We start from the raw sequence: 11,962 nt of genomic DNA, 5'->3' as shown, positions 1-11,962 counted from the left end.
CCCGGGGATGAGCAAGTTTGCCGCCTTCTCTGAATTTAAAATCCTTAGGATTTGCACATCATGAGGCTCAAAAAATGACAATTATTAATCACACCCTCGGTTTTCCCCGCGTTGGCCTACGCCGCGAGCTGAAAAAAGCGCAAGAGAGCTATTGGGCGGGTAATACCACCCGTGAAGAGCTGCTGGCGGTGGGGCGCGAGCTGCGCGCCCGCCATTGGGAGCAGCAAAAGCAGGCGGGTATCGATCTGCTGCCGGTGGGCGATTTTGCCTGGTACGACCATGTTCTGACCACCAGCCTGCTTCTGGGTAACGTGCCGGCTCGTCATCAGAACAAAGACGGCTCCGTCGATATCGATACGCTGTTCCGCATTGGCCGCGGCCGCGCGCCGACCGGCGAACCGGCGGCAGCGGCGGAAATGACCAAATGGTTTAACACCAACTATCACTACATGGTGCCGGAGTTTGTCAAAGGTCAGGCGTTCAAGCTGACCTGGACCCAGCTGCTGGACGAAGTGGACGAAGCCCTGGCGCTGGGCCATAAGGTGAAGCCCGTGCTGCTTGGCCCGGTCACTTATCTGTGGTTGGGTAAAGTGAAGGGCGAGCAGTTCGATCGCCTGGAGCTGCTGAACGACATTCTGCCGGTCTATCGACAGGTGCTGGCGGAGCTGGCAAAACGCGGCGTTGAGTGGGTGCAAATTGATGAACCGGCGCTGGTGCTGGAGCTGCCGCAGGCGTGGCTGGACGCCTTCAAGCCAGCATACGACGCGCTACAGGGCGAGGTTAAGCTGCTGCTGACCACCTATTTTGAAGGGGTTAGCGCCAACCTCGATACCATCACCGCGCTGCCGGTGCAGGGTCTGCACGTTGACCTGGTTCACGGTAAAGACGATGTTGCCGGGGTGCACGCGCGCCTGCCGTCAGACTGGCTGCTCTCCGCGGGTCTGGTCAACGGGCGTAACGTCTGGCGTGCGGATCTCACCGAGAAATATGCGCAAATTAAAGCGATCGTCGGCAAACGTCCGCTGTGGGTGGCCTCCTCCTGCTCCCTGCTGCACAGCCCGATCGATCTGAGCGTGGAAACCCGCCTGGATGCGGAAGTGAAAAGCTGGTTTGCCTTCGCCCTGCAAAAATGCGCCGAGCTGGCTCTGCTGCGCGATGCGCTGAACAGCGGCGATACCACCGCCATTGAGGAGTGGAGCGCGCCGATTCAGGCCCGTCGCCACTCGACCCGCGTACACAACGCCGCGGTGGAAAAACGTCTGGCGGCCATTACCGCCCGGGACAGCCAGCGCCACAGTCCGTACGCGGAGCGTGCCCGGGCACAGCGCGCCCGCTTTAATCTGCCGGCGTGGCCGACCACGACTATCGGTTCTTTCCCGCAAACCACCGAGATTCGCGGCCTGCGCCTGGACTTCAAGAAGGGCAATCTCGATGCCAGCAGCTACCGTACCGGCATTGCGGAACATATTAAGCAGGCGATCGTTGAGCAGGAGCGTTTAGGCCTCGACGTGCTGGTACACGGTGAAGCCGAGCGTAACGACATGGTGGAGTATTTCGGCGAGCATCTCGACGGCTTTATCTTTACGCAAAACGGCTGGGTGCAGAGCTACGGTTCACGCTGCGTGAAGCCGCCGGTGGTTATCGGCGACGTCAGCCGCCCGGAGGCCATCACCGTTGAGTGGGCGAAGTACGCGCAGTCTCTCACCGACAAACCGGTGAAAGGCATGCTGACCGGCCCGGTGACGATTCTGTGCTGGTCCTTCCCGCGGGAAGACGTCAGCCGCGAAACCGTCGCTAAGCAGATTGCGCTGGCGCTGCGTGACGAAGTGGCGGATCTGGAAGCGGCCGGTATCGGCATCATTCAGATTGATGAACCGGCGCTGCGCGAAGGTCTGCCCCTCAAGCGTAGCGACTGGGATGCATACCTCCAGTGGGGCGTGGAAGCTTTCCGCATCAACGCCGCCGTGGCGCAGGATAATACCCAGATCCATACCCATATGTGCTACTGCGAGTTCAACGACATCATGGATTCTATCGCGGCGCTGGACGCGGACGTGATTACCATCGAGACCTCGCGTTCCGACATGGAGTCTGCTGGAGTCGTTCGAGGAGTTCGAATACCCGAACGAAATCGGGCCGGGCGTATATGACATCCACTCGCCTAACGTCCCGAGCGTGGAGTGGATTGAAGCCCTGCTGGAGAAAGCCGCTCAGCGTATCCCGGCGGAGCGTCTGTGGGTTAACCCGGACTGCGGCCTGAAAACTCGCGGCTGGCCGGAAACCCGCGCCGCGCTGGCTAACATGGTGAAAGCTGCGCAGAACCTGCGCGAATCCGCATAAAGCGCCGCTGCGCTAATAAGGCAATAAAAGAGGAGGCTAAGGCCTCCTCTTTTTTATGCACCGAAAGCGTAAGCTTAAGCCTTCTTGCTCCCGCCGTACTGGGCAAACCACGCCAGCATGCGCTGCCAGCCGTCCTGCGCCGACTCCTCATGGTAGCTGGCGCGATAGTCGGCATTAAACGCGTGGCCGGCCTGCGGATAGACCACGATCTCCGCCGTCGCGTTGGCGGCGCGCAGCGCCTGGCGCATGGTTTCTACCGTATCCTGCGGGATGCTGTCATCCTTCGCGCCGTAAAGTCCCAGCACCGGCGCGTTAAGATCGACGGCGACGTCCACCGGATGCTTCGCGGAGTTCAGCGTTTTCTGCCCGACCAGCTTGCCGTACCAGGCGACGGCGGCCTTCAGCTGCGGGTTATGCGCGGCGTAGAGCCAGGTAATACGGCCACCCCAGCAGAAGCCGGTGACCAGCAGACGATGGGCATCGCCCCCATGACGCGCCGCCCAGCCTGGCTACGTGGTCAAGGTCTGCCAGCACCTGCGAGTCCGGGACTTTGCTGACCAGCTCCTGAAATAGCGTCGGGATATCGGTGTACTCGTTCGGATCGCCCTGGCGAAAGTACAGCTCCGGGGCGATAGCCAGATAGCCTTCCAGCGCCAGACGACGGCAAACGTCGCGAATATGCTCATGGACGCCGAAAATTTCCTGTACCACGATAACCACCGGCAGCGGCCCATCGCTATTTTTCGGCCGGGCATGGTACGCCGGCATATTCTCTCCCTGGGAAGGGATCGAGGTTTCTCCGGCGGTAATGCTCTCTTCCGACGTATGAACGGCGGTAGATGCGTGCGGGGTGGCTGCAGGTGCAAAGCCGGGTTGCTTGGTTGTAGTCATGGTATTCTCCGTACCCTTAATTTATTAGCGCATCGATAACTATAGACTCTTAAGACCAGTCGTTAACAAATCACAGTGCCTGAAACAGGCTATCTTTTGTTCAGGCGCAGTGAATATAACTTGTTAATGTGACGTAACTCACTATTTAGTGGAATATCGTTGCAATGATTTTCATTCATGGTGATTGGTGTCACAAAATTAAGCGGGTGGCTTCTGTAAAGTACCGTTTTGCTTCTGCTGATAATTCGACCCACAGAGGAGTTTTTTATGTCTAAGTCTGATGTTTTTCATCTCGGCCTCACCAAAAACGATTTACAAGGGGCTACGCTGGCTATCGTCCCTGGCGATCCGGAGCGTGTGGAAAAGATCGCCGCGCTGATGGATAAGCCGGTCAAGCTGGCATCGCACCGCGAATTTACCTCCTGGCGCGCCGAACTTGACGGCAAGCCGGTGATCGTATGCTCTACCGGTATCGGCGGCCCGTCGACGTCGATTGCCGTAGAAGAGCTGGCTCAGCTGGGAATCAATACCTTCCTGCGTATTGGCACCACCGGCGCCATCCAGCCGAATATCAACGTTGGCGACGTTCTGGTGACTACCGCATCCGTACGCCTCGACGGCGCGAGCCTGCACTTTGCGCCAATGGAGTATCCGGCCGTCGCTGATTTCGCCTGCACCACCGCGCTGGTGGAAGCGGCTAAATCAATCGGCGCGACGACCCATATCGGCGTAACCGCCTCTTCCGATACCTTCTATCCGGGCCAGGAGCGCTATGACACCGTTTCCGGTCGCGTGGTGAGCCGTTTTAAAGGCTCGATGGCAGAGTGGCAGGCGATGGGCGTCATGAACTACGAGATGGAATCCGCCACGCTGCTGACCATGTGCTCCAGCCAGGGCCTGCGCGCCGGGATGGTTGCCGGGGTGATCGTGAACCGCACCCAGCAGGAAATACCTAACGCTGAAACCATGAAGCAAACCGAAAGCCATGCGGTGAAAATTGTCGTTGAAGCGGCCCGCCGCCTGCTGTAGTTCCTCCCCTTGTTGCAAAGGCCGGCTCGCCCGGCCTCTCTTTTTTGCGCTGCGCCTCGCAGGAAATTCCTTTTAAACTGGACGTTTGTACAGCACAATTCTATTTTTGTGCCGTAAGCGGCTGCAGTAGCAGGGGGCGTTGTGGATATCTCAATGATTATAAGTGCCATCGTGGCGCTGGTCGCAGGGCTGATCGTCGGCTGGCTGGCGACGAAGGCCGCTGCCGATCGGACGCGTGCCGACCTTATCGAAGAGCGGCGCGAGCTGGATATAGAGCTGAGCTCGGCCCGCCAGCAGCTGGTGCAGGCGGCCCACTGGCGCGACGAGTGCGAACTGCTGAATAATGAGCTGCGCAGCCTGCGCGATATCAATAGTTCGCTGGAGGCCGATCTCCGTGAAGTCACCACCCGCCTTGACTCCACCCGGCTACATGCGGAAGAGAAAATTCGCCAGATGGTGAACAGCGAGCAGCGCCTCAGCGAGCAGTTTGAAAATCTGGCTAACCGTATCTTCGAACACAGCAACCGGCGGGTTGACGAGCAGAACCGACAAAGCCTGCACGGCCTGCTGACGCCGCTGCGTGAACAGCTGGACGGCTTTCGTCGCCAGGTACAGGAGAGCTTCGGCCAGGAGGCGCGAGAGCGTCACACCCTCGCCCATGAAATTCGCAACCTGCAGCAGCTCAATACCCGGATGGCCCAGGAGGCCCTGAACCTGACCCGCGCCCTTAAGGGCGATAACAAAACCCAGGGTAACTGGGGGGAAGTGGTTCTAACCCGCGTGCTGGAGGCTTCCGGGCTGCGGGAAGGCCACGAATACCAGACCCAGGTCAGCATTGAAACGGAAAACCGCTCGCGAATGCAGCCGGACGTGATCGTCCGTTTGCCGCAGGGAAAAGACGTGGTCATTGATGCCAAAATGACGCTGGTGGCCTATGAGCGCTACTTTAACGCCGAAGATGATTACGCCCGCGAGGCGGCGCTGCAGGAGCATATTGCGTCGGTGCGCAGCCATATCCGCCTGCTTGGCAGGAAAGATTATCAACAGCTGCCGGGGCTGCGATCGCTCGACTACGTCCTGATGTTTATCCCCGTCGAACCCGCATTTCTGCTGGCGATAGATCGCCAGCCCGAGCTTATCAGCGAAGCGCTGCAGCACAATATTATGCTGGTCAGCCCCACCACGCTGCTGGTGGCGTTACGCACTATCGCCAATCTCTGGCGCTATGAGCACCAAAGCCGCAATGCGCAGAAGATTGCCGAACGCGCGGGCCGCCTGTACGACAAAATGCGGCTGTTCGTCGATGATATGTCCGCAATAGGCCAGAGCCTCGATAAAGCGCAGGATAATTACCGCCAGGCGATGAAAAAGCTGGCCTCCGGCCGCGGTAACCTGCTGGTGCAGGCTGAAGCCTTTCGCGGCCTCGGGGTGGAGGTTAAGCGCGGGATTAATCCTGACTTAGTCGAACAGGCAACAGCCCGGGACGATGAATACCGGCTGGATGAGGATGATAACTCAACGGAAAATAACGATTTTTCGTCAGAGTCTTTCGCTGCATCGCTGTCGGGTGAGGGTTCTCAGCCGCGTTGAACCGTATGGGAAATGCGCTAAATCTGTTACACTCGACGAACATTTTCTTGATAAGCAAGCAGGCATTGAGATGGTTGAGGATTCACAAGAAACGACGCACTTTGGCTTTCAGACGGTTGCCAAAGAGCAGAAGGCGGACATGGTGGCGCATGTATTCCATTCTGTGGCCGCAAAATATGATGTGATGAATGATTTGATGTCGTTCGGTATTCATCGTTTGTGGAAGCGTTTCACCATCGATTGCAGCGGCGTGCGTCGTGGGCAAACCGTGCTGGATCTGGCCGGCGGCACCGGCGACCTGACGGCAAAATTCTCCCGCCTGGTCGGCGAGACTGGCCGCGTCATGCTGGCAGATATTAACGATTCCATGCTGAAAATAGGCCGCGAAAAGCTGCGCAACATCGGCATTATCGGTAACGTTGAATACGTTCAGGCCAATGCGGAAGCGCTGCCGTTTGCCGATAACACCTTTGACTGCATCACCATTTCATTCGGCCTGCGTAACGTCACCGATAAAGAAAAAGCGCTGCGCTCTATGTACCGAGTGCTGAAGCCGGGCGGACGCCTGCTGGTGCTGGAATTTTCAAAACCGATTATTGAGCCGCTTAGCAAAGCGTACGACGCCTACTCCTTCCATATCCTGCCGCGCGTGGGTGAACTGGTGGCCAACGACGGCGAAAGCTATCGCTACCTGGCGGAATCTATTCGCATGCACCCCGATCAGGACACCCTGAAGGGCATGATGCAGGATGCGGGCTTTGAAAGCGTCGACTACTACAACCTGACGGCAGGTATCGTGGCGTTACACCGCGGTTATAAGTTCTGACAGGGGGACGCTATGCCTTTCAAACCACTGGTCACCGCGGGTATTGAGACGGTCCTGAATACCTTTCTCTGGCGTGATAAAGCCTTAAAACCGGCGCGTCAGCGTTTGTCAGGGAAAGTGCTGCGCGTGGAGCTGCAGGAGTTGGCGACGCCGGTGGTTCTGGCCTTTAGCGACCGTCAGGTCGATGTACTCGGCGCGTGGGAAGGCGCCGCGGATTGTACCGTCATCACCCGCCTGAGCGTCCTGCCGCAGCTGCGCAATCGTCAGCAGCTTACCGCGCTTATCCGCAGCGGCGACCTGCAGGTGCAGGGCGATCTGCAGGTGGTGCAGAATATGGTGACGCTGTGCGATCTGGCGGAGTTCGATCCCGCAGAGCTGCTGGCGCCGTATACCGGCGATATCGTCGCCGAGGGCGTCAGCAAAGTATTCCGCACCGGCGCCCGCTTCCTGCTGCACGGCGCGCAGCGCCAGCAGCGGTATATCGCTGAGACGCTCACCGAAGAGTGGCGTCTGGCGCCGGGCCCGCTGGAAATGGCCTGGTTTGGGGAAGAGACCGCCGCCGCGGAACGCGCCCTGGCTGCGCTTGAAAAACGGCTGGACATGCTGGAGGGCAAATGACGCCAGGAGAATTACGGCGCCTGTATCTTATTATCCGCACCTTTTTGAGCTACGGGCTTGATGAGCTGATCCCCAAAATGCGTATCACGCTGCCGCTGCGTATCTGGCGGCGCACGCTGTTCTGGATGCCAAATCGTCATAAAGACCAACCTCTCGGCGCACGCTTACGCCTTGCGCTGCAGGAGCTGGGACCCGTCTGGATCAAATTTGGTCAGATGCTGTCAACCCGTCGCGATCTCTTCCCTCCGCAAATTGCCGATCAGCTCGCGCTCCTGCAGGATCGCGTGGCGCCGTTTGATGGCCAGCTGGCTAAAAAACAGATCGAGCAGGCGATGGGCGGCCTTCCGGTTGAGGCCTGGTTTGATGATTTCTCGATTGAGCCGCTGGCTTCCGCCTCGATTGCCCAGGTACATACCGCGCGCCTGAAAGAAAACGGCAAAGAGATCGTTATTAAGGTTATCCGCCCGGACATCGTGCCGGTTATCAAAGCGGATATGAAGCTTATCTATCGCCTGGCGCGCTGGGTGCCCCGCCTGCTGCCCGACGGCCGCCGCCTGCGTCCGCAGGAAGTGGTGTGCGAATATGAAAAAACGCTGCTCGACGAGCTCAACCTGCTGCGCGAATCGGCAAACGCTATCCAGCTGCGGCGGAATTTTGAAGATAGCCCGATGCTCTACGTGCCGGAGGTGTACTCCGACTACTGCAGCGAAGGCATGATGGTGATGGAGCGGATTTACGGCATCCCGGTTTCCGATGTCGAGGCGCTGGAAGCTCAGGGCACCAATATGAAGCTGCTCGCTGAGCGGGGCGTGCAGGTCTTTTTCACCCAGGTATTCCGCGACAGCTTCTTCCACGCCGACATGCACCCGGGGAATATTTTTGTCAGCTACGAACATCCGGAGAATCCAAAATATATCGGCATTGATTGCGGTATCGTGGGCTCGCTGAATAAAGAGGATAAGCGCTATCTGGCGGAAAACTTTATTGCCTTCTTCAACCGCGATTATCGTAAAGTTGCCGAGCTGCACGTTGACTCCGGCTGGGTGCCTGCGGATACAAACGTTGAAGAGTTCGAATTTGCCATCCGCACCGTCTGCGAACCCATTTTCGAAAAACCGCTGGCTGAAATCTCCTTTGGCCATGTGCTGTTGAACCTGTTCAACACCGCCCGGCGCTTCAATATGGAAGTTCAGCCGCAGCTGGTATTGTTACAGAAGACATTACTTTACGTAGAAGGGGTAGGCCGCCAGCTCTATCCTCAGTTAGACTTGTGGAAAACGGCGAAGCCTTTCCTTGAGTCATGGATTAAAGATCAGGTCGGCATTCCGGCGCTGGTACGCGCGTTCAAGGAAAAAGCGCCGTTCTGGATCGAAAGAATGCCGGAGATACCGGAGCTGGTGTACCAAAGCCTGCAGCAGAGCAAGCAGCTGCAGAACAGCGTTGATACGATTGTCCGCGACATCCAGGTGCGGCACGCGCGTCAGGGGCAGTCCCGTTATCTGTTTGGTATAGGCGCCGTTTTGTTACTGAGCGGTACTCTGTTACTCATCCACCGGCCGGAGTGGGGCCTGATGCCCGGCTGGCTAATGGCCGGTGGCGTTGTGACCTGGCTGATTGGCTGGCGCAAAACGCGCTAGGCGGTATCGCCTTCATCACGGCGCATTCGTTTTTACGCGAAGTCATGCGAGCGGCCTGACGAAGAGGCGGCCCGCGGGATGACGTGTATAATGCGTCCCATTAATTCATCATCTGTCATAGGGGATTGTGTATGGGTGGTATCAGTATCTGGCAGTTATTAATTGTTGTCGTCATCGTCGTTCTGCTTTTTGGGACAAAAAAGCTGAGCTCGCTGGGGTCGGATTTAGGCGCATCAATCAAGGGCTTTAAAAAGGCCATGAATGATGATGAAAAGCCTGACAACGGGGCTCCGGACGCGGATTTTGCGGCGAAATCCATCGCTGATAAGCAGGATGATGCGAAAAAAGACGAGACAAAACGCCACGACAAAGAGCAGGTATAATTCGTGTTCGATATCGGTTTTAGTGAACTACTGTTGGTGTTTGTGATTGGCCTCATCGTGCTAGGGCCGCAGCGGCTGCCCGTAGCGGTAAAAACGGTGGCGAGCTGGATCCGTACGCTGCGCTCGCTGGCGGCCACCGTACAAAATGAAATTACTCAGGAACTAAAACTGCAGGAGTTTCAGGAAAGCCTGAAGAAGGTCGAAAAGGCGAGCCTGGACAACCTGACGCCTGAGCTGAAGGCCTCTATGGACGAGCTGCGTGAAGCGGCCGAATCCATGAAGCGATCCTATTCCGCTCACGATCCTGAGAAAGCCAGTGACGAAGCGAACACTATCCATAACCCGGTGGTGAAAGGCAGCGAAGAACAGCGCCAGGACATCACGCCGGCGACGGCCGAGCACCAGGCCAGCGCGCCGGTTCATGCACCAGCCGGCGCTGTCGATGAGCCGCTTCCGCTGTCGACCGAGCTTCCTGAAGCCAAAGAAAACGCCGCCGTAAAAGCGACCGATTCCTCCCCCGCATCGAGTGATAAACCGTAAAAATGGGCGTAGACGATACTCAACCGCTAATTTCGCATCTGATTGAGCCTGCGTAAGCGTCTGATCAACAGCATTCTCGCGATTCTGGTGATTTTTCTGGCGTTGGTTTACTTTGCCAACGACATCTATCAGCTGGTCTCGGCCCCGCTTATCCGGCAGATGCCGGTTGGCGCGACGATGATCGCCACGGACGTAGCCTCACCTTTCTTTACGCCGATCAAGCTGACGTTTATGGTCTCGATCATATTGTCGGTGCCGGTCATTCTTTATCAGGTCTGGGCGTTTGTGGCGCCGGCGCTGTATAAGCATGAACGCCGGCTGGTGATGCCGCTGCTGGTCTCCAGCACGCTGCTGTTCTATACCGGTATGGCCTTCGCCTACTTTGTGGTATTCCCGCTGGCGTTTGGCTTCCTGACGCACGCGGCGCCGGAAGGCGTGCAGGTCTCCACCGATATCCGCAGCTATCTCGACTTCGTTATGGCGTTATTTATCGCCTTCGGCGTCTCGTTTGAAGTGCCGGTGGCCATCGTGCTGCTGTGCTGGATGGGCGTTACCACGCCGGACGATCTACGTAAGAAGCGGCCCTATGTGCTGGTCGGCGCCTTCGTTGTGGGTATGCTGCTGACGCCGCCGGACGTATTCTCGCAAACGCTGCTGGCGATTCCGATGTACTGCCTGTTTGAAGTTGGCGTCTTCTTCGCCCGCTTCTACACCGGAAAACGCCTGACGCGTGATGAAGATGCCGCCGCCGAAGAGGCGGGCAGCAAAGAAGAGTAACTAACCGCCCGTCAGGGCGGTTGTCATATGGGAGTGGCGATGTTTGATATTGGCGTAAATCTGACCAGCTCGCAGTTTTCTCGCGATCGCGATGAGGTCGTTACCCGCGCTCAGGCCGCCGGAGTGACCGGTATGCTGCTGACCGGCACCAATCTCCATGAAAGCGAACAGGCGCAGCAGATGGCGCGGCGCTATTCCCGCTGCTGGTCAACCGCTGGGGTACACCCGCATGATGGCAGCAGCTGGACGGAGTCGGTCGCGGCGGCGATCGGCGAGCTGGCGCGCAGGCCGGAAGTGGTAGCAATTGGCGAATGCGGCCTCGATTTCAACCGCAACTTTTCGACGCCGGCGGAGCAGGAAGCGGCGTTTAGCGCGCAGCTGGCGCTGGCGGCCGAGCTTTCGCTGCCGGTCTTTTTGCACTGCCGCGACGCCCACGAGCGCTTTCTGACGCTGCTCGCGCCGTGGCTGGATAAGCTGCCCGGCGCGGTGCTGCACTGCTTCACCGGCAGTCGTGATGAGGTGCGCGAGTGTCTGAAGAGAGATTTGTATATCGGGATCACCGGCTGGGTATGCGATGAGCGTCGCGGCCTTGAGCTGCGCAATCTGCTGACGGAGATCCCGGCCGATCGCCTGCTGATTGAGACCGATGCGCCCTATTTACTGCCGCGGGACCTGAGCCCTAAACCCCATTCCCGGCGCAATGAGCCCATGCATCTGCCGCATATTCTGACGCGCGTTGCCGGCTGGCGCGGCGAGGAGGCTCAGTGGCTGGAAGAGGTTACGGACGCGAACGCCAGAACGCTGTTTGGCGTTCGCTTTTAACCGTGCCGTCAGATTTTATGGAAGTCGGTATTTTTGACGCTTTGCAGCACCTGCTTGTTAAGCAGGTTCAGCAGCAGTATCGAGCGGGTTTCGCCATCCGGCTCGCTGAAGATCGCCTGCAGGCCTTCGAACGCGCCGTCGGTGATCAGCACGCTATCGCCCCCGTGCGGCGTTTCCGGGTCCGTAATGCCTTCCGGTTTATAGATCGAGAGCTGATGAATAACCGCCGACGGTACGGTAGCCGGCTGGGCGCCGAAACGCACGAAGCTGTTCACGCCGCGCGTAGCGCTAATGGTCGTGGTATGGATAACTTCCGGATCGAATTCGATAAACAGATAGTTAGGGAACAGGGGTTCGCTGACCGTAGTGCGTTTACCGCGGACAATTTTTTCCAGTGCGATCGTCGGCATCAGGCAATTGACCGCCTGCCGTTCGAGATGTTCCTGGGCGCGCTGAAGCTGCCCACGCTTGCAATACAGTAAATACCAGGCTTGCATAATAACTCTTTC

The 11,962-nt window shown here is 58.0% G+C and carries 9 protein-coding genes and 3 pseudogenes; 10 read left to right on the top strand and 2 right to left on the bottom strand.

From position 1 onward, the window contains the following. Positions 1 to 74: 74 nt before the first annotated feature. Positions 75 to 2,340: pseudogene (gene metE, locus ABOC21_RS24080) on the top strand (5-methyltetrahydropteroyltriglutamate--homocysteine S-methyltransferase). Between the two features lie 74 nt (positions 2,341 to 2,414). Here the strand turns inward: metE and ABOC21_RS24075 are convergent. Further along, positions 2,415 to 3,231: pseudogene (locus ABOC21_RS24075) on the bottom strand (dienelactone hydrolase family protein). A gap of 267 nt (positions 3,232 to 3,498) precedes the next feature. On the opposite strand from ABOC21_RS24075, the gene udp reads away from it, so the two are divergent. The 9 genes and pseudogenes from udp to tatD all read left to right on the top strand — a co-directional run bounded on the left by udp (position 3,499) and on the right by tatD (position 11,453). Beyond that, positions 3,499 to 4,260 carry a uridine phosphorylase gene (gene udp / locus ABOC21_RS24070; protein WP_041143515.1) on the top strand — a complete coding sequence of 254 codons (762 nt, stop codon included), beginning with the start codon at positions 3,499 to 3,501 and terminating at the stop codon, positions 4,258 to 4,260. A gap of 141 nt (positions 4,261 to 4,401) precedes the next feature. Then, positions 4,402 to 5,850: a DNA recombination protein RmuC gene (rmuC, locus tag ABOC21_RS24065; RefSeq protein WP_426813537.1), complete on the top strand. Its 1,449-nt coding sequence runs from the start codon at positions 4,402 to 4,404 to the stop codon at positions 5,848 to 5,850. A 70-nt stretch (positions 5,851 to 5,920) separates the two neighbouring features. Continuing rightward, entirely contained in the window at positions 5,921 to 6,676 is a 756-nt protein-coding gene (ubiE, locus tag ABOC21_RS24060) for a bifunctional demethylmenaquinone methyltransferase/2-methoxy-6-polyprenyl-1,4-benzoquinol methylase UbiE (protein ID WP_426813536.1), read from the top strand. Positions 6,677 to 6,688: 12 nt separating this feature from the next. Beyond that, positions 6,689 to 7,294 (top strand): ubiquinone biosynthesis protein UbiJ, encoded by a 606-nt coding sequence (ubiJ, locus tag ABOC21_RS24055; RefSeq protein WP_426813535.1) that lies wholly within the window; start codon positions 6,689 to 6,691, stop codon positions 7,292 to 7,294. Continuing rightward, positions 7,291 to 8,931, top strand: a complete 1,641-nt coding sequence (ubiB, locus tag ABOC21_RS24050; RefSeq protein ID WP_426813534.1) for a ubiquinone biosynthesis regulatory protein kinase UbiB — start codon at positions 7,291 to 7,293, stop codon at positions 8,929 to 8,931. The genes ubiJ and ubiB overlap by 4 nt, the downstream gene beginning before the upstream one ends. Positions 8,932 to 9,062: 131 nt before the next feature. After that, positions 9,063 to 9,314, top strand: a complete 252-nt coding sequence (gene tatA, locus ABOC21_RS24045) for a Sec-independent protein translocase subunit TatA (RefSeq protein WP_426813533.1) — start codon at positions 9,063 to 9,065, stop codon at positions 9,312 to 9,314. Between the two features lie 3 nt (positions 9,315 to 9,317). Beyond that, positions 9,318 to 9,854, top strand: a complete 537-nt coding sequence (tatB, locus tag ABOC21_RS24040) for a Sec-independent protein translocase protein TatB (RefSeq protein ID WP_426813532.1) — start codon at positions 9,318 to 9,320, stop codon at positions 9,852 to 9,854. A gap of 2 nt (positions 9,855 to 9,856) precedes the next feature. Then, positions 9,857 to 10,631: pseudogene (gene tatC / locus ABOC21_RS24035) on the top strand (Sec-independent protein translocase subunit TatC). A 27-nt stretch (positions 10,632 to 10,658) separates the two neighbouring features. Next, positions 10,659 to 11,453, top strand: a complete 795-nt coding sequence (gene tatD / locus ABOC21_RS24030) for a 3'-5' ssDNA/RNA exonuclease TatD (RefSeq protein ID WP_426813531.1) — start codon at positions 10,659 to 10,661, stop codon at positions 11,451 to 11,453. An 8-nt stretch (positions 11,454 to 11,461) separates the two neighbouring features. Here tatD and rfaH read toward each other — a convergent pair whose 3' ends face one another. Continuing rightward, positions 11,462 to 11,950: a transcription/translation regulatory transformer protein RfaH gene (rfaH, locus tag ABOC21_RS24025; protein ID WP_426813530.1), complete on the bottom strand. Its 489-nt coding sequence runs from the start codon at positions 11,948 to 11,950 to the stop codon at positions 11,462 to 11,464. Positions 11,951 to 11,962 lie beyond the last annotated feature (12 nt).

The sequence above is a fragment of the Klebsiella sp. WOUb02 genome, from assembly GCF_050058015.1.
Taxonomy (GTDB): Bacteria; Pseudomonadota; Gammaproteobacteria; order Enterobacterales; family Enterobacteriaceae; genus Klebsiella.
Note: the sequence above shows the minus strand (reverse complement) of the source record. Positions and strands in the feature narration are given on the sequence as shown.